16 protein-coding genes and 1 tRNA gene are annotated in these 18,781 nt (G+C 45.4%); 5 read left to right on the forward strand and 12 right to left on the reverse strand.

Annotated elements, in window-relative coordinates; genetic code table 11:
* Positions 1 to 47: 47 nt before the first annotated feature.
* Together mutL and mutS are read right to left on the reverse strand one after the other, a co-directional pair.
* Complete coding sequence (mutL, locus tag J2755_RS03995; RefSeq protein WP_209680174.1) at positions 48 to 1,832, reverse strand: DNA mismatch repair endonuclease MutL; 1,785 nt, start codon at positions 1,830 to 1,832, stop codon at positions 48 to 50.
* Complete coding sequence (gene mutS / locus J2755_RS04000) at positions 1,825 to 4,488, reverse strand: DNA mismatch repair protein MutS (protein ID WP_209680176.1); 2,664 nt, start codon at positions 4,486 to 4,488, stop codon at positions 1,825 to 1,827. The genes mutL and mutS overlap by 8 nt, the downstream gene beginning before the upstream one ends.
* Positions 4,489 to 4,636: 148 nt before the next feature.
* On the opposite strand from mutS, the gene J2755_RS04005 reads away from it, so the two are divergent.
* On the forward strand, positions 4,637 to 5,125 hold the full coding sequence (locus tag J2755_RS04005; RefSeq protein WP_209680191.1) for a DUF4231 domain-containing protein: 489 nt from the start codon (positions 4,637 to 4,639) through the stop codon (positions 5,123 to 5,125).
* A gap of 259 nt (positions 5,126 to 5,384) precedes the next feature.
* Here J2755_RS04005 and J2755_RS04010 read toward each other — a convergent pair whose 3' ends face one another.
* From J2755_RS04010 to J2755_RS04040, 7 genes are all read right to left on the reverse strand, one after another.
* On the reverse strand, positions 5,385 to 9,587 hold the full coding sequence (locus J2755_RS04010) for an alpha-2-macroglobulin family protein (protein WP_209680193.1): 4,203 nt from the start codon (positions 9,585 to 9,587) through the stop codon (positions 5,385 to 5,387).
* A 140-nt stretch (positions 9,588 to 9,727) separates the two neighbouring features.
* Positions 9,728 to 10,114 carry a hypothetical protein gene (locus tag J2755_RS04015; RefSeq protein ID WP_209680195.1) on the reverse strand — a complete coding sequence of 129 codons (387 nt, stop codon included), beginning with the start codon at positions 10,112 to 10,114 and terminating at the stop codon, positions 9,728 to 9,730.
* Between the two features lie 16 nt (positions 10,115 to 10,130).
* A complete protein-coding gene (locus tag J2755_RS04020) occupies positions 10,131 to 10,913 on the reverse strand; it encodes an ABC transporter permease (RefSeq protein ID WP_209680205.1) in 783 nt (260 codons plus the stop codon).
* Between the two features lie 2 nt (positions 10,914 to 10,915).
* Complete coding sequence (locus J2755_RS04025; protein WP_245312690.1) at positions 10,916 to 11,875, reverse strand: ABC transporter ATP-binding protein; 960 nt, start codon at positions 11,873 to 11,875, stop codon at positions 10,916 to 10,918.
* Between the two features lie 42 nt (positions 11,876 to 11,917).
* Positions 11,918 to 12,127, reverse strand: a complete 210-nt coding sequence (locus J2755_RS04030) for a helix-turn-helix transcriptional regulator (RefSeq protein ID WP_209680207.1) — start codon at positions 12,125 to 12,127, stop codon at positions 11,918 to 11,920.
* Between the two features lie 9 nt (positions 12,128 to 12,136).
* Positions 12,137 to 12,532: a DUF2178 domain-containing protein gene (locus J2755_RS04035; protein WP_209680209.1), complete on the reverse strand. Its 396-nt coding sequence runs from the start codon at positions 12,530 to 12,532 to the stop codon at positions 12,137 to 12,139.
* A gap of 12 nt (positions 12,533 to 12,544) precedes the next feature.
* Complete coding sequence (locus tag J2755_RS04040) at positions 12,545 to 12,847, reverse strand: DUF2178 domain-containing protein (protein ID WP_209680211.1); 303 nt, start codon at positions 12,845 to 12,847, stop codon at positions 12,545 to 12,547.
* 201 nt (positions 12,848 to 13,048) lie between these two features.
* On the opposite strand from J2755_RS04040, the gene J2755_RS04045 reads away from it, so the two are divergent.
* Genes J2755_RS04045 through J2755_RS04060 form a run of 4 tightly spaced genes read left to right on the forward strand, consistent with a single transcriptional unit; the run spans position 13,049 to position 17,064 of the window.
* Positions 13,049 to 13,582, forward strand: a complete 534-nt coding sequence (locus tag J2755_RS04045; RefSeq protein WP_209680214.1) for a TlpA family protein disulfide reductase — start codon at positions 13,049 to 13,051, stop codon at positions 13,580 to 13,582.
* Position 13,583: 1 nt separating this feature from the next.
* On the forward strand, positions 13,584 to 14,282 hold the full coding sequence (locus J2755_RS04050; protein ID WP_209680217.1) for a cytochrome c biogenesis CcdA family protein: 699 nt from the start codon (positions 13,584 to 13,586) through the stop codon (positions 14,280 to 14,282).
* Positions 14,279 to 15,379: a DUF3179 domain-containing protein gene (locus J2755_RS04055; protein WP_209680220.1), complete on the forward strand. Its 1,101-nt coding sequence runs from the start codon at positions 14,279 to 14,281 to the stop codon at positions 15,377 to 15,379. The genes J2755_RS04050 and J2755_RS04055 overlap by 4 nt, the downstream gene beginning before the upstream one ends.
* 8 nt (positions 15,380 to 15,387) lie before the next feature.
* Positions 15,388 to 17,064: a DUF2254 family protein gene (locus tag J2755_RS04060; protein WP_209680223.1), complete on the forward strand. Its 1,677-nt coding sequence runs from the start codon at positions 15,388 to 15,390 to the stop codon at positions 17,062 to 17,064.
* Between the two features lie 96 nt (positions 17,065 to 17,160).
* On the opposite strand, the gene J2755_RS04065 is transcribed toward J2755_RS04060, so the two are convergent.
* From J2755_RS04065 to J2755_RS04075, 3 genes are all read right to left on the reverse strand, one after another.
* A tRNA-Pro gene (locus J2755_RS04065) sits at positions 17,161 to 17,238 on the reverse strand.
* 85 nt (positions 17,239 to 17,323) lie between these two features.
* Complete coding sequence (gene ribB, locus J2755_RS04070; RefSeq protein WP_209680226.1) at positions 17,324 to 18,052, reverse strand: 3,4-dihydroxy-2-butanone-4-phosphate synthase; 729 nt, start codon at positions 18,050 to 18,052, stop codon at positions 17,324 to 17,326.
* A 22-nt stretch (positions 18,053 to 18,074) separates the two neighbouring features.
* Positions 18,075 to 18,740: a winged helix-turn-helix domain-containing protein/riboflavin kinase gene (locus tag J2755_RS04075; protein ID WP_209680229.1), complete on the reverse strand. Its 666-nt coding sequence runs from the start codon at positions 18,738 to 18,740 to the stop codon at positions 18,075 to 18,077.
* Positions 18,741 to 18,781: the final 41 nt, after the last annotated feature.

The raw sequence follows: 18,781 nt of genomic DNA on the forward strand, positions 1-18,781 counted from the left end.
CAAATCACAGCTCTAAAGTTATAAAAGTACCGACTTTTTATTTGCAATCAACCTGTTCTCTTGAAGAGTTTGGCAAGTTCATCCATGGTAAGGCTGATAATTGTCGGCCGTCCGTGGGGACATGTAAATGGGTTTTCAGCCTTTTCGAGTTGCTCCAGCAGATTGGTCATCTGCTCAATCGTGCATGGAGCTCCGGCCTTAATCGCAGCCCTGCAGGCCATCGTCTTGTACATGTGATCATAAATGTTATTCTTATCCTTGATCCGGCCTGTTGAAAGAATTTCAGAAACCATGTCCCGGATTCCCGACGGATCCTGAACTTTCCCAAAAACATGTGGTACTGCAGTTATGATGTAAGTATTAGGGCCGAATTCCGAAAGGGCAAAACCCATCTCTTCAAAGTAAGGTATATACTCCTGCATTATCGCCTTTTCGCGAGGAGTCAAATCAATTGTCAAAGGCTCCAGAAGTTCCTGCCAGCCACTTGACGCCTTCCTGCGTATCTGCTCATACATTATCCTTTCATGTGCAGCATGCTGATCAATCAGCATAAGCCCGTCTTCGGACTCCACAATTATGTAAAGATCATGTACCTGCCCTATGATTTTCATGTCCTTCAAAGCAATACGGATACTTTCAGGAGCTTCGTCCAAAAACGTTCTTTCTGATCTCCTGATGCGCTTTTCGGTATCTTTTGCCGATGCCCTGTAAGCAGCTTTGCTTTCTTTCACAACCGGTACAGCAGGACTTTCAGCTTCTATCATCGGTTTCTCAGGGTTCAAAGGCATCTGGAATTGTGCTTTTTTAGAACTTTTGAGTTTCACTTCGGGAATCAGTTCCTGATTTGCAAGGGCATCTTCCACGGCCCGGGTAAGTTCATCCATCACATCGGATTCACGACTAAAACGAACATGGCGTTTTGCAGGATGCACATTGACATCCACTTCCTTGAGATTTACACTCACATTGAGAACAGCAAGTGGCTGTCGTCCTTTAGGAAGAAGTGAATAATATCCCATAAGCACAGCATTGCTCATAGCTGCCGAAGCAATGCTGCGTCCGTTCACGAAAAAGTACTGCATATCCTTTCCGGTTCTGCTAATCTCAGGTTTTGAAATGAAACCCGAAACTTTGACAAGTTCTCCTTCATACTTCACCGGAAGCATTGTTTTTGCAATATCACTTCCAAGTAACTGTATTATCCTGTCAAATATATCACCTGCCGGCGCACGGAGTATGACCCTACCCTCACTCACCAAAGTAAACGATACATTTGGATTGGCAAGTGCCAGACGCATGACAGTATCGGTAATATGGGAAAGCTCAGTTCTTGCACTTTTGAGATACTTGCGTCTTGCAGGTGTGTTATAGAAAAGATCTTTTACCACAATTTTTGTTCCGGGGGAAGAACCAATTTCACTAACATCCTCAACAATCCCCCCGGTTACCTGAACCTTCACACCTGAAAGGGCATCGTGTTTCCTGCTCACAAGTTCAACGTGGGCAACAGCGGCAATTGATGAGAGAGCCTCGCCCCTGAAACCCATGGTCTGGACTTCTTCAATATCCTCAATGTTCCTTATTTTGCTTGTTGCGTGTTTGTTGAATGCAATTTCGGCATCTTCACGGCTCATGCCTTCACCGTTGTCAAGTACGGACGTTAGTTTCGAACCAGACCCCCTCACTTCCACTCGAACATCGGTAGCAGAAGCGTCAATTGAATTTTCGATAAGCTCCTTGACGATCGATGCCGGGCGCTCTATTACCTCTCCTGCGGCTATTTTATTGATGGTTGCTTCGTCCAGTATATGTATGCGACGATTGTCATCCATTGAGCTCGTTCTCCTTTATCTTCTTCTGGATTTCATGAAGCTTTGTAAAAGATTCAATCGGGGTCATGTTATTGAGATCAATATCCCGTATTTCATCAAGTATTTCCATGCTGTAGTCAGGTTCCTGACCGGCATAGGGATCAAAGAGCAAAACCTGTGTATATTTAGCGGTTGAGCTGCGCCTTTTCTCAGCGGTGTTTTCCTTGCTGATTATACTCTCATTTTCAATATCGTTAAGAATTTCAAGGGAGCGCTGTGTAACCTTGCGAGGAACTCCTGCAAGCCTGGCAACATGGATACCATAGCTCTTATCCGTAGCACCGGGAACAATCTTGCGCAGGAAAACCAATTCATCGCCTTCCTCTTTAACAGCAATATGGTAATTTTTCACCCTTTTGAGCTGGGATGCTATATCCGTAAGCTGGTGGTAGTGGGTTGCAAAAAGCGATCTTACTCCAACACGTCCCTTGTTATGAATATACTCCACGACTGCCTTGGCAATACTGTAGCCATCATAGGTGCTTGTACCCCTACCGATTTCATCCAGCAGGACAAGACTTCTTGAGGTTGCATTGTTCAGGATATTGGCAAGCTCTACCATTTCCACCATGAAGGTACTCTGCCCGCTTGCAAGATCGTCGAAGGCTCCAACCCTTGTGAAAACCCTGTCAACAATCCCGACGGAAGCGTGGGATGCAGGTACAAAGGAACCCGCCTGTGCCATAATTACTATCAGGGCAACCTGTCGCATGTAGGTAGACTTTCCTGCCATGTTGGGGCCTGTTATCAGGAGGAACTGGCTGTCAGAGCAATCCATCTCAATATCATTGGGTACAAAACCTCCTTCAACAGAATCCTCAACTACCGGATGCCTTCCCTCACGAACAAGTACTTTGCAATCGTTTGTGATGCTCGGCCGGACATAGTTATTGTTGGCTGCTACCTCAGCAAGACAAGCAAGCACATCGAGTGTTCCCAGGCATGATGCAGTCTCCTGTAATTCCCGGGAAAAAGAGGCAACATAAGATGATATTTCCGTGAAAATCCGGTGCTCCAGAGCAATCATTTTTTCGTCAGCAGATAGTATCTTGCTCTCCCACTCCTTGAGCTGGGGAGTGAAGAATCGCTCGGCATTGGTCATGGTCTGCTTGCGAATGTAATCTTCAGGAATCTGGGAAATGTTCGTTTTTGTGACCTCTATATAATAGCCTATGACTTTGTTGTATCCAACCTTCAGGGATTTGATACCTGTCCTCTCTTTCTCCTGTTGCTGGAAAGATGCAATCCATGATTTTGCATTGCTGGAGACTTCCCTCAGTTCATCCAGTTCGGCATTGTAGCCCCGCTTGATCACCCCTCCCTCACGGACAGAGAGGGGCGGTTCTTCAACAATTGCACGGTCAATGAGATCAATAAGTTCTTCCCTTGCAGAAAATGAGTTTAAGGTATCAATTGATTCATGTAATAGAAAACTGTGAGTATCCGAGTCCATTGATTCCAGAATTGGACCTACGGATTGCATGGATTTCTTGAGAGCTACGAGATCCCGGGCATTCCCGTTACCGTAAACAACCCTTCCCACCAGCCTTTCTATATCCCTTACATAGGAAAGATGTGAGCGTACATCAAATCGCATCATGGTATTGCTGCTGAATTCCTCAACCGCATCGAGGCGCCTGTTGATGTCATCTACATCAAGCAATGGTTTGGTAAGCCACTTCAAAAGAGTCCTGCTGCCCATGGGAGTAGAGGTTTCGTCCAGCACTTTCAGCAATGTTGCTTCCTTGCCATCTCCTCTCACATTTCTTACAACCTCAAGGTTTCTCAGGGTGATTGAATCCAGAACCATGTACTCAGAGCTTGAATATGTCTTGAGTGTCTGGACATGACCCAATTCCCGCATCTGCGTCTCTGTTGCATATTCAAGGGCTGCAGCAGCTGATGAAATTGCTGCGGGAAGATTGTCACAACCCATGCCTTCCAGCGTCTTGACGCCGAAGTGATCCATCAGTTTTTGCCTTCCGATTTCAGTATCAAAAGCTTCTGAGACAAACTCATGGACAATGAGATTCAGTTCCTCAAGTCGCCGAACAAGCTTTGTCTCCTCCATTAGACTTGTGGGAAGAATCAGTTCTGCTGGATGCATACGCGATATTTCGGCTGCAACACCATCGTAAGGAAAATCATCCTGTATACTGGTGGTCAGGAATTCCCCGGTAGATACGTCAAGGAAGGATATCCCGAAGTTATCCTTTTCCTGTGACATTGCCATGAGGTAATTATTGGCAGAATCAGTAAGAATAGAAGAATCAATAGCAGTTCCGGGGGTTACAACACGGACAACTCCCCGCTTTACAACACCTTTTGCTTTCTTGGGGTCTTCGAGTTGTTCGCAAATGGCTACCTTGTAGCCTTTTTTCACAAGGCGGGGAAGATAATTGTCAATTGCATGATAGGGGATGCCTGCAAGAGGCATTTTTGAGCCGTCTTTTCCTTTTCCCCTGCTGGTAAGAGTAATCTCAAGCTCCCGGGAAATTGTTTTCGCATCCTCACCGAAGGACTCGTAAAAATCGCCCATCCTGAAAAAAATCAGGGCATCAGGATGCTCTTTTTTTGCACTGTAGTACTGCTCCATAGCAGGCGTTAGTTTGCTCATTCTTACTCCGCACTGAATAGGTCTGGTGAATTTATCTGTTTGTTGGTATTTTTGTGTTTGGATTGCAAAAAATACCTATAACACAGTTCTCAGAAAAATATAGTCACATGTTCAAATCTGTTAAATAGTACAATCCTAATTTCTATCTATGACCAATGACGTAGATGCTACACAAAGCACTGCTGAAAAATACCTTGAAAACAGACTTGAACAATACAGATCATGGTATGATAATAAAGCCGTGAAGATGAAGAGAAGATATCAGTTTACTCAGGCTCTGGCAGCAATTGGGGCGGTTCTGGTTCCTGTTGTCAACAATATATCTTTCGAAGCATCAATTGGAAACTTAAATCTGGATTATGCAAGAGTGTCTGTAACAGTTATTGGAATTCTGGTAGCCCTCGCAATTGCTCTTGAAGGTGTTTTCCACTACAGGGAACAATGGAAAAATTACCGTTCAACAGAGCAATATCTGGAAACACAGAAACAACTGTTTGTTCATAGAATTGGGGATTATTCTGATCTTGCTGATACAGATGCTTTCAAGCTTCTGGTGAACCGCATTGAGGGAGCTATCGCGGAAGAGAATGCAGTAACTTTGAACATACTGACAAGGGTTGAATCCAATAACGGATAATACAAACAAAATTAGAAAGCAATATTTTCAAAAACGGAGGAGGGGAGAGGGGATGGAAATGATCCCCCACTCCGAATACACCAGGCGCCCCACGCCTGTTCGTATTACTACGAATAAGGTGTTAACGTTTATTCCTTAAATAGTTAACTATTGGTTATTGCTAGTGATTTTATAAAAATGAAATAGATAGAACAGATTGTACAGTAAAAACAAAAAAGAGGTGGAGCCAAATCGAAGACTCCACTTTCCCAAGGAAATATCACGTCACAACAATGTCCATTCCTTTTGCTTCAGCCCTGACCTCAGGATTATAGTATGAGTAAGCACTGCTTTCCTGCACCATGGCCTTTACCGGGAACTTAGCCCTCATCTGCAGGGAGAAATCCATTCTTTCTCCGGGACTCATCTCGTCGATATAGAGCACAACTTTACGACCCGCTATTTCATAACGAGTAATGGTTCCATCTTCCTTGAGTGCTTCAAGGCTTGAAGATACCGGTGTGAAGCCTGTGGGTACTGCAATATCAACTATCATCATACCGCTGGACTCAACAACACCCCGGATTCCCGGAAGCCCGTTGTACTTCAGGCGAACATCAACTGTTACAATATCATCAACTGCCACATCCGTGGAATCGTATTCCACATCCAGTTCGATTTCCTCATACTCAATTACCTCGGGGAGGATTACATTGAAACGCCTGACAAGCTGGTAATTAACCTCCCCGCTTCCGGTAAGACTCAATTCCAATCTTTCCGTTCCTTCAGGAATCTCAATGACATTCACAACATCATAGTTCTCGGAAGTGATCCTTATACTCTTGATTTCCTCCCCATCACCACTGACAGTTATGGTGGCATCCACATCCTTGCCAGCTGAAGCTGCTGCAGTCATCAATGCCCTGAAAGCCATCACGGTATCCTGAGTACTGGAAAATCCTCCATTGGAATTGCGCTGTGCAGCTATCCATTTCAGGGAAGAGCTTGCACGTGGATCATTTACTTCAATGAGTGCAAGAGTGGCGTAAGCTGTTGTTTCAACGTTCTTGCTTGAAACCGGATATATGCCATATCCCCCATATTCATAGGGTTCCGGAATTACGTCGTCGTATCCCCAGTACATACCATTCTCGTCTTCCTTTGCAAGTTCCAGAAGCATGTTCCTTGCATCATCTGCCCTCTCACTTCCCAGTTTTTCAAGTGCAAGAGTGCTGATGGCAAGAGCATATGGGTCATCCTGGGAGTCAAGATTGTCCTCAAGATAAATGCGTGCACCGTCCATTACTTCAGGAGTTGCAAAACCGTATTCATCGAGTGCAAGAGCGATATAGGCTGTCAGTGCGTAGGTCCCGCTGACTCCACCCATCATATCCTGATGGATTACAAAACCAACAGACTCCCAAGAACCATCTTCTTTCTGGTGTGATCCTATCCAGTCAGCCGTGTCCCTGAGAACATTCTCATCAATGGTTGTGAGATCCCGTGCCCCGCTAAACTGTGAAAGCACAAAAGCGGAAAGCCAAAGGCTTCCTTCAGGATCACTTTCCCCGAATGCAGAGAATGATCCGTCTGTACGCTGGAAAGTCAGTTCCCTCTGGTAACCAGTTGTGATGAAGGTCAGTGCCTTTGCCTGCAACTCGGGATTTTGCTGGTTGGTTGCCTTGAGATACCTTAATACTTCAACATCCGTGGAGAACAGCATCATATTCTGCTCACCGCATCCGTATGGCATACCAAGCAGGTCATCGACTCCGCTGATACTCTGGGCCACAATGCTCGGGGTGAAACTCACAAGTACTTTCTCGGAATCCGGGACAATAACTTCCGGAAGTGTGGCATCCAGTTCAACACTGCCGTTCTTCAGGATACCATTGTTCACAATTTCCCTTGTGGCACCTTCTGCTTCAACAATCACAGTCTTGCGTATTGCATCGGCTTTCTCGGTGGTCTGGCCGGTCAGTTCGACTTCCTGAACACCAACTTCCGTTGGTCGGATTGTAAAGCTTGCAGATGTCACACTGTTGGCATCCACACTTACCTCAACCACATCCTCGCCCACAAGTTCAAACCAGTCTGCACCACTCAAGGTCAGTTTCACATCCTGCGGATTGTCAAGATAGTTGTAAACCTGCACCTGAACAGGGAACTCCTCACCCCTGATTACAGCATACGGGAGATCAGGATCAATGAAGAAATCCTGGAATACGGTTAATCCGGTCTCGGATATGCCTATACCCTCCGGACTGGAAGATACCGCATGCAATCTCCATGTTGTAATGGAATCGGGCGCGATAAGGTCGAGGTTTGCCTTACCACTATCGTCAGTTATGATATCAGGCATCCAGACCCATGTCTCGGGGAAGAACTGCCTCACTCTCTGGACTTCTGCGAGTTCTCCGCCTGTACCGTCATCTGCTGCCGAAGGTTCCATTGGTACTTCCATTTCAGCTTCTTCCTCGACTTCTACTGCATCGAGAGCCATTTCAAAGCCGGCAAATTCCTGGACTTCCCAGACATTTCTCTGGTTCTGGGGAATTTCCAGACTGCCCGATGCCAGCACAATCATGCCTGCATCGTCAATAACATCATAAGCTGATTCCTGATAACCCCATGAAGGATGTGCCTCCACCTGGGGTTCCATGAAGCGGATTTCAAGTTCGTCGAACACCTGTTTCAGGTTGAGCCTGCCTTGACTCAATGCAAAGACAGATTCGTCCACAATGGACACCCCGATCATTGATTTGGTTCCTGCGTCAAGCTCAACGAGGACATCAGCTCCGGGTTCAACAATCTCCCTGTCAAAGCTTGAAGAAAGGTCCACCTGTGAACTGAATCTCACATCAAAGGGTAGGCTGTCAGCGGAGACTTCGTTGTTCGGATTTATCATATAGGCAACCACTTTCGCAGAAGGACTCATCTGCGGTGTTATCGGGATGTTTATCTGGGACTCGTCACTTGTGGCAGAATATACTGTCCTGCCGTTGGCGAAAACATCATAGAACACTGTACCCTTGTTGGTTGAGTAAACCTTGAAGGAAATTGTGTCACCAACTTCGGGTACACCATCTGTCACCTGGCTTATGTGCAGGAAACTGGCGCTTGGTGAATAAGCTGCCGTCAGGGAACTGAAGACATCTATGCCTTCTGATTCTGCACGAAGTTCAAGGCTGGTGGTATCCACGGGGATGTCAAATGTCAGCAATGCAACCCCATTTTCCGTGGCAACGGTTTCCTCCTGAGTTGTTCTCTCATACCTTTCATCATAGATATCTGCGGAAATCGTCACTTCCTGCTCCAGTGGCTGTCCTCCGGGGTCTTTTGTAACTATGAGAACCTGCAAGGGCATTCCCGGTTTGATGGAATCGGATTCGGGTATCATCTGCAGTACAACCGGATGCTGTGCAATGGTCAGCAGCTCAGTGGTTTCCTCAACATTACCACCTGTGTCGGTAACGGTTACATTGAGCATGACACTGCCCTGTCCGGCGGCACCGAAGGTACCTGCTACGTATTCCACAGGATCGAGTTCGAATTCAACAAATCCGTCTTCAAGATTGCCTGAGTAGGTGGTGTATTCTTCCCAAACACCCACGTATCTCATGGCTTCTATCTCGACTGTACCCTCAACGTCCTTGCCGAAGAAGTATTCTGCAGAAACGACTCCCGTAATCGGATCGTCCACAAGGAACCAATTCTTTTCCGTGGATAATTCCAGATCGAACTTTGGGAGAACATATTGCTCCACCCTGATATCCACCTCGGACATCGAAGTTCCGGATGTTGCCTTTACCTTCCATGTTCCCAGATTCAGTTCGGAAGCCAGTGGCAGGTCGAAGTATGCAACTCCGTATTCATTGGTGGTAAGTTCATCCTTGAATATCCTCACGCCTTTTGCATCGGAAATTTCGACCTCTGTGTCCTGAACCACCGGAACAAGGTTGTTGTTCAGGCAAAGCAGGCGAACGTGTATGGTCTGCCCGGGCTTGTAAATCGGTTTGTCAGTCTCAATGAAAATGGGATTGTTCTGGATTACCTGTATAGTCGTTGTGAAACCAGAATCCGCACCAACAGGTGTTGCAGTCAGGGTGTAGCTGCCTTCCTCAATGTCAGGCACATCGAACTTTGCAACAGTGTTTCCTGCATCGGATGTTGATGCCTTGACCAGTGGAATAATCTCACCGGCTGCATCGGTCAGTGTGTATTCAAAGCACCTGCTCACCGACTCCTCATCGAGGAAAGCGGACATGGTCACAGAGCTTTCCCCGCCTGAGAACATCATTTTTGGAACCAGCAGGAGATATTCATCTTCTGTTGAGTAAGTGCCTCCTTCCTCACAGGAAAGAGCTTCATTTGCAGGAGGGAAATCACCCTCCCCATCTGGACCGATGCATCCTGCTGCGAAGATGCCTGATAATATTAACAACACAAGGAAAGAACCCTGTACAACCCCTATGGATCTCATTTTTAACACTACCCGATTGATTTGATTTTTGAATAAGGAAAAGATCGTAACTATTGGGTATAAACTTAGCTTAAGCTACAAAATTGTTCGAAGCTATAACTATTAAAAAAAAGGAAAGGCCAGTTTTCTATCGGTATAGATTACTGGCTGTTCTGCATCAAAGCATATCCCATACCGATAGTATACATCGGCATTATAAGATATCTCAGTCCGATTTCAGCAAAATACTCTGCAACTGTCATCGGGAAAAAACCTGCACTCATCATGACCAGATCCAGGCCGAGACTGATTACCAGCCAGATGACCCCAAGAAGAATACCGTCCTTCACATAATCTGTACGGATGTCCTTGAAGTATGCAACCGCAAGTATCACCCCGGTAAAGCCGCCCACAAGTATCATTATTGTCTTGAAGAAAATCTCATCGATGAGGAAGTTCCCACTTGAATCCACGAAGGGAAATCCGGAAAAAAACGGAATCACCCACAGTATAAAACCAAACAGAGCCATTTTTGCATATTTGTTCATTTCACGTATCTCCTTTTCAGACGACAAGCCTTTTCTTCATAAGGTTTATTGAAAGCAGGAAGAGAAGAGCTGTTACAACAATCATCCATGCCAAACTGAATAGGATTGAAACATCAAGAATTCCTGACGTCAGGGAACGTATAACTATCACTATATGCGCAAGCGGTAGTGTTGCCAGAGCGAAGTACTGGACCGCCTGTGGGAGCAGTGAAAGAGGGAAAAATGTTCCGCTGAAGAGGAACATCGGTGTGATGAAAAGGAGAGATGGATAGGTCAGTGAGTTAATATTTGGGGTTACGGCGGTAAAGCACATGGCAATACAGGAAAACAGGAGTCCTGCAAGAAATGCGAAGGGTATTATCAGAAGGGAATGCGGGAAGACCACAAGCCCGAATACTGCCATGACCGGAAGCACTATAATGGAATTTATAACACTACGGGTAGCACCCCAGAACAACTCTCCTGCTATTACTTCATCGATATTCAGCGGAGTTGCTATGATTGCGTCGAAAGTTTTCTGGTAATACATCCTCACATAAGAGCCGAACGTACATTCGTAAAAGCCGGCAAACATCACCGATGTGGCTATGAGTGCGGGAGCGATGAATTCCGCATAGGATACACCGTCAATGTCGGTGATGTAGTTCCCCAGCCCGAAACCCAGCGCAAAGAGGTAGAGTATGGGTTCGACAAGGGGAGGTAGGAAATTTACTTTGAATGAGCTCACGAACACATCACGGTTGCGCAACCAGACCTTGAAGGATCTTGTGGTTATGTCAGGAATGCTGAAATATCCCATGATTATTCCCTCAGTTTTCGTCCGGTAAGTTTCAGGAACACGTCTTCCAGTGTTGCCTTTCGTGCCGTGATTTTTACAAGAGTGCACTCATTCATCAAACGATCCGTTATCATCTGGGGATGGCTGGTATAGATCTGAATGATATCCCCTATTACTTCATAGCGGGCCTTGTTATTTTCCAGACAGGTGCGTATTTCCTCGCTATCTTCGGTTTCCACGATGTCGCTGCCTATGTTTTCCTGTATTATATCTTCAGGGGTACCCTCCACGAGGATCTTGCCGTTATCCATTACCACAAGCCTGTCGCATAGCTGGGCGGCTTCCTCAAGATAATGGGTAGTCATTACAATGGTAGCCCCGTTTTTCTTGAGTTCCCTGAGTTTATCCCACATTATGTGCCTGGATTGCGGGTCCAGTCCCACCGTGGGTTCGTCGAGCATCAGGAGTTTGGGATTGTTTATGAGGGCACGGGCAAGGATCAGCCGCCTTTTCATACCTCCGGAGAGAGCATCGGTTACTGTGTCCTTTTTCTCATTCAACTGGACAAACTCCAGCAATTCCCCAATTCTTTTTTCTGCTTCTGCTTTGGGAATATCAAAATAACGTGAAAAAACATAGAGGTTCTTGTACACGGAAAAATCAGGATCCAGATTGTTTTCCTGCGGAACAACGCCCATGAAACTTTTTATTTCGCGGTGTTTTTTGCTGACATCGAGCCCGAAAACTTCAAGCTTGCCACCATCAAGGGGAGAAACACATTGTATCATTCTCATGGTGGTGGTTTTTCCTGCGCCGTTTGGACCAAGGAATCCAAAAACCTCTCCGCTGTTGACGGTAAAACTCACATCATCAACAGCAACGAAGCCATTAAAGTGCTTTTTCAGGTTTTCAGCAACAATTACCGGTTCGATAGTATGGCCACCACTGATTTTGATTAAGATGAAAATGATACTATCGGACAAAAATGTAACTATTATTTGGAAGGAAAAACAGAAGAATGCTGTTTATTCCGGCCCGGTTTCTTCTTCAAAAATGAAAACGTCTTCTATACTTGAATCAAAGACCCGCGCAATTGCATAAGCTAATTTCAGGGAGGGGTTGTACTTTCCCTTTTCCAGGAAAAGGATTGTTTCCCTTCTGACCCCAACTCTTTTTGCAAGCTCTTCCTGAGTCAGGTCATATCTGGCACGAAGTTCTTTGATTCTGGTTTTCATGGGTATGTCTCATAAATCTTTCTTATTATAATACCATTTCAGAATCAGCAATGAGTATATCCCAACTAAAAATAGCTCGGTGCTTACATCCCTGAGTAACATTTTGTCGTAAAACAGGTCAGTATGCCGGTCTATCACTGTCAGGATTAGCATGGACATCAAGAGAACCCAGAAAGCATGATATCCCGCCTTTTCAGTAACCCGTGTGGACCTTTCATCACATGTGATGTGATCCCGTGGCTGGAAAGATGCATAGAAAAACATCACTACAAGAATCAGGGATGTAATTATGAAATACATGCCAATCCAAGAATACGGAGAGTACCAAAGGACAATTCCAAGCAGGAAGGTCACGGCAATGGCTGTCAGAAACCTTAGACTGTGCTTATCAAATCTTATTTTCATAATAATCCCCCATTATAGATCCTTTGACGTGTAGTAAGTAACAAATCCCAGCATTGATAGCAGCAAAACAGGAAACAATATGGCTATTGTTTCTCTTGTTTCCAGTTTGAATAGATTGAAGATATCTCCCCAGAGAATCACTGCAAAGGAAATCATCAGCACAACAATAGTACTTCTTGCAGCTTTCCCTGCCACTTTTTCAGTTCTTTCGTCGTGTTCAGGCTCTCCAGATTTACTTCGCTTCCTACTGGAAACCAGAAATCCAACCACTACTCCAATGATTACCGGTATAAAACTGAATATGTCTATAGCCATTGTAGCTACCCTCAAAGTTATCTAATTCAAACTTAATATTAGATTTACCGCACATCATGTATTTGTAACTTTTGGAGTAATTTTCTTTCAGGTTTTATGGAAAAATACATTTCTGAGCTTCGAGTGATCTTCTTCAGACTCTCTGATAACTCGCGAAATCTTTAACATAAATAGCATTCTAAATTTAATTGGTTTGGTAATATGGCTTTTAAGAAAATATTAGCTTTAGCTGTGGTAATATCATTTCTTTTCATTTCAGGATGCACCGAGCAGGGAACTACCGACGAAACTCCTGCTGAAACTGTAGACTGGAAGAACATGGAACTGACCGACATTGCTACAGGTGAGACTTTCAGGATAAGCGATTTTGAGGGAACCCCTGTCCTTATCGAGAGTTTTGCAGTGTGGTGCCCTACCTGTCTCAGGCAACAAAGGGAGATGCAGGAACTCATCGATCTAGAAGGCGATAGGATAATTCACATTTCCCTTGACACTGATCCCAACGAGGACGAGGAAGCGGTCAGGGAACACTTTACAGAGCATGGGTTTGAATGGTATTTCGCCGTCCCGCCGGATGAATATACCCAGGCTTTAATTGACGAGTTCGGACTTGAAGTTGTCAACGCTCCAGGTGCACCGGTCATCCTTGTGTGTGAGGACCAGTCCACAAGATTCCTCCAGAGAAATGTGAAATCCGCAGAAGAATTGATAGCAGAAGTCGAGGAAGGTTGCTGAAATGGCAACACTTCTCGCGTTCCTGGCTGATCTTTCCGTTTCATTCACGCTGGGATTGCTCACACCGCTGACTGCAGTATGCGTACTTCCACTGTATCCTGCATTCCTGACCTATCTTTCAAACCAGATGAAGAATGTGGAAGAAAAAAGCAAGCTACCGATTATCTTTGGATTGCTGGTAAGTGCGGGTGCTATCCTTTTCATGACCCTCCTGGGACTGGTATTTACAACCATCCTGCAGGTTTCACTGACAAATGTTATAGGAGTTATCTCCCCGATAGCCTTCGGGATACTGTTTGTGATCAGCATCCTTCTCATACTGGACTATGATATCGGACAGTTCCTTCCACAGAAACAGGTAGGAAGGAAAGGCAATCCGTTTGTCAGTGCATTCCTTTACGGGTTCTTTTTCGGAGCAATCGTTGTTCCCTGCAACCCGCTTTTCATCGCGGCCCTTTTCACCAAGACCCTGCTGGTTGTTGATTTCATCCAGAATTTCCTGAACTTCGTAGCCTTTGGCGTCGGGATAAGTTTCCCGTTGCTTGTCTTCTCGGCAATTTCATCCGCAAGGAGCAAATCAATTATCGGATTCCTTATCAAGCACAAGAGAAGGATCAATCTCGCAACCGGTTCCATCATGCTGGTGATTTCGGTATACTACCTGCTGTTCGTTTTCAAGATCTTTAAGGGAATAATATGAAACTGAAAATTATGTGTGCATTGCTGGCGATTTGCATACTTTCTATCGTTGGGGCTGCACAGGAAGAGGGACCTGTTGAAAGGATTCCTGAGCTCGACGAGATGGAAATTGAGCAGGGTATAATGCTGACCGACTTAGGAGTCAAATACATTGTTGACCCCGAGAAAATCGTCTCCGGGGGACCTCCAATGGACGGTATCCCCTCAATCGACAATCCCGAATTCGTAAGTGTTGCAGAAGCTGATGACTGGATTGCGGACAACGAGCTTGTGCTGGCATTGATCTACAACGATAAGAAACGTGTCTATCCGCTGCAGATTATGGTCTGGCATGAGATTGTCAACGAGGAAATAAACGGTGAGCCAATTCTTATCACATACTGCCCGCTATGCGGTTCCGGAATTGCCTATGAGAGGACAATCGATGGCGAACCCGTGGAATTCGGAACCTCAGGAAAGTTGTACAATTCCAATCTTGTGATGTATGACAGGAAGACGAATTCCTACTGGACTCAGATTGACGGGCTTGCTATCGTCGGCGAACTCACAGGCACGGAGCTTACAGCCATATCCATCGATACCGTCGCCTGGAGGGATTGGAAGGTTGCTCATCCGGATTCCGAGGTTCTGAGCCAGAATACCGGCTTCGACAGACGCTACGGAACCGATCCCTACGGCAGCTACTACGAGAACAGCTTTGTGTTCTTCCCGGTTGAAGAAGAAGACAACAGGATTCACCCAAAAACAGTGATTTTTGGAGTGGAAATAGAGGGCGTTTTCAAGGCCTACCGCGAGGATGACCTCGTTGAAATGGGCTCAATTGAAGACACCGTAAACGGCACAAATGTACTTGTGGAAAGAGACGAGGCAGGAATAGTCACCATCACAAATACGGATACAGGAGAGGAAATCGTTAAGGAAAGAGACTTCTGGTTCGCCTGGTACGCTTTCCACCCGGACACACAAGTTTACCTGCCTGAAGGCGAAGAACTCCCACCAGCCGAGGAAACACCTGCCAACGCAACACCCCTCGGAAGCCTGCTGATGCCTTTGGGACTTTTGGCTGCTTTCCTGCTTGTGCAGAGAAGCCGTAAGTGAATTTGTGGATGCCGCCGGATTTGGTGGCACTACTTTTATTTTTTCAGCCCTCTTTCAATACTTTTATATCATTTACAACTGCTTTTTCCAATGAAATGTTTGAGAACTTACAGGAACAACTGGGATGGTTGAATGAGCCAAAATGGGCTAATCGTGTGACGTTTTACGTTTTCTTTTTTGCCTGTATTGGTCTAGCATTTCGCTTGGCAACTCTATTAATACCTGCTATCTCAGATTACAGCTTCCTGCAAAGTGGAGTAAATGAAGATAATGTCAGATACATGCTCAGTGCCTTGGTGCAGAGCTTGGCTGCAGTTATTGCAATTGTTGTTACGCTTAGCTTGGTAGCAATCCAGCTTTCAGCACAGTCTTATTCATCAAGAGTAATTGATTTTTACAAGACGATGCCAGACTTATGGATACTCATATTCGTCTATGTAATCGCTATCGTCTTTGGACTGGGATTAATAAACAGTGTTGGCACTGATGTTCTACCAGCTGACGGGATTCTGAGTTTCAAATACCTTCTTACATTAGAATATTTGTTTGGAGTGGGAGCTTTTCTATGCCTTTTCCCCTACAGTTGGAATACCATGTCTTTAATGAATCCCACCAAGATCATACGATTGCTGTCAGAAAGTATAACAAAAGAAAAAATGGACTTTGCTACAACTTCCACAAACGATCAAACACAAGACTTGAAAATTTTGAACAAAAATGGAGAAGAAGATCCTTTCTTACCCATCATTGATATTCTCACTGCCTCCATGATGAAGTATGATTACGCAACCTTAAGAACAGGATCAAATGCTCTCTCCATCAAAACAAGCGAAATATTGAGCAAGGAGCATGAAAAAGAGGTTTCAGAGCATGTTGCTAATCACTTAAAAAGAGTTAGCATGTTATCTCTAAAAAGAGGCGATGAGGAATCTTTTGAGATTTTTATGGGTTGTTTCGCCAAGATAGCAAATAATACGGTCAAAAATGGCTTGGAAAGGGCAACCAAATCTATTGTTAGCGTATTGGAAGAGATTGGGGTACAAGCACTCAGCAATCAAAACTATCTGGTAGTTTCTTCGATTTATACCCTGAAAAAAATAGGAATAATGGCAGGAGAAAAGGGACAGAAATCTGCTACTAGCAACGTAATATCTGCGTTGAATACCTTTTGTCAGTATCCTAGCTTTAAAGGCGTGGATTCAAGCCTAATAAGTGCATTAGATCGTGTTAGCCAAGATGTAATCGAAAAAAAATGGTGTCAAGAGGTCGAACAAATAATCTATTCACTGGGGTTTATCGAAGACAGAGTACTACAAACTGAATCTTACTGGGATATTGACAACATAATTCATGCATACGCAAGAATTGGTGAAAAAGCTGCACAAAATGATTGCCCAAATTCTGTATATCTCACCTTGATTCCACTAGGAAACATAGGTCGGGAAATGGTTCGACATGAAACTAGACTAGAACTCGAGTTTGTATTAGATGCAATACAAAAAATAGGTGAAAATGCAGTGCATTTGGGAGATAATACAGATATAGCAATTAAACAGCTGGAAATCATAGAAGATGAAGGCATTAAAAGAGAGTGGGGAAAGATTGCAAGGAAAAGAATTGCTCGTATCAAGCAAAAGCAATCAGAAGAAATCAATTCCAGTCCGCTTGAGCATGATTCTGATTGAAAATCAGAATCTCCCGTAAAATCTTCGATTTTACGTGATAGCGAAACGGACCTCGCGCTCCCGAAGCGAGTTTCGGGAAGCGAATATCGGGTTTTATGGTGGGGCCGCTGAGATTTGAACTCAAGTCGCAAGACCCCCAGCCTTGCAGGATGGACCAGGCTACCCTACGGCCCCACGGGGTCTGAGCATCTAATTAGAACTTTATCTATATCACTTTTTCTGATAGTTTTCGACGGTCTGATTCCGATGACCTGATCTATCAGGCGGATGAGGATTTCCACAGTTCATAGGCTTCGGTAATCTCGGCGCCTCCGAGGAAAACACAATCGTGCATCTCTGCATACTTCTTTGCATCTTCTTTTGTCAGGGCTTTACCTGTGCTGTCATCCAGCATCTCGCAGACCACCATAGCCGGGGAAATGCCTGCGATTTCCGCCATTGCAATGGAGAGTTCGGTCTGGCCGCTGCGGTTCTCCATGAGTCCGGGTGCCGCCCGAAGTAATGCTACGTGGCCGGGTGCACGAAATTCAGCACCGAAATCCACGTTTCCGGGATTGCTGTTGCGGGTTATCTCACTGATTTCCGCGAGCTTATTGATTGTAAGGGCACGCTCCCTGTCTGGAATGCCGGTTCTTGTGTCACGGTGATTTACCCAGAGGGAGAATGAGGATCGGTTGTCGTATTTCAGATCACCGGCCTTCTCTGCAATACTCTTGATGGCAGGCCATTCCGATTCGACATCATGCAGGACATCCGCCATGAAAGGCAGGCCGAGCTTCTCACAAACGTCATCGGCAAGTGCTACACAGATAAGCCCACCGCCGTCAACACGCATCCACCTGACATCATCGGCTGTAACCGCTGCTGCCGGAATTGTGAAATCAGTCTCCCCTTCCCTGCTATCCGAATCGAAAATAAAGATCATCTTGCCTTCCCGGACAGCTTCAATACCTTTTCGGATACTTGGACTAAAAACAGAATCTTCCATTAAACTCGCCTCTTCTTTCCTCTTAACTCCCGTCAATAACAATACGCACTTCATCCCCGTCTTTGAGTTTCAATTCCTTTCGCAATTCCACCGGGGAAACAATCTCAAGCAAATCCTTTGGATAATGTGTCCTGTCAGGCATCACTACCGCTGCCTCGACACCGTTAATGTAAACACGGTAACAACTGACACCACCGAATGTCCTCTCACCGTCGGTAAACCCAGCCAGCGGTATCACTGCACCCTTCTCTGCCCCTTCACGCAGTTTCATGCTGAAATCCGTCAGATGGATATTCAGGGTTCCCGGATACGGGGAAAAACCCAGCTTCTCATGAAACTGCCGCTGGTAACCTTCCTGCCCGATGTAATACTGCCCTTCACCAAGACCTGTCACCACATGGCCGTGGAGCTCAACATGCTCATGACCTCCATTGCCACCGAAAATATGAAGATAATCTGCATACTCCTTCTCAAGAATTGCCTTCCCGCTCAGGGAAATCTGGATCATCTGCCCGCCTGCAACAAGTCTCCTGTCAACAAACCCCTCTTCCTCCAGCATCTTGAGTATCCGCGCAGCTGTCTTGGAGCTTGTGGAAAGGTATTCCGCAAATTCGGCTGAAGAAAGCTTGATGGGCCGGTCCAGTGCGCCCAGCAATCCCAGATTCTTAAGTGAAGGAATGGTATGCATAAAACGTAACCTCTCATTTTTGAGACGTATCTCATATATGG

Source organism: Methanohalophilus levihalophilus (assembly GCF_017874375.1).
Taxonomy (GTDB): domain Archaea; phylum Halobacteriota; class Methanosarcinia; order Methanosarcinales; family Methanosarcinaceae; genus Methanohalophilus; species Methanohalophilus levihalophilus.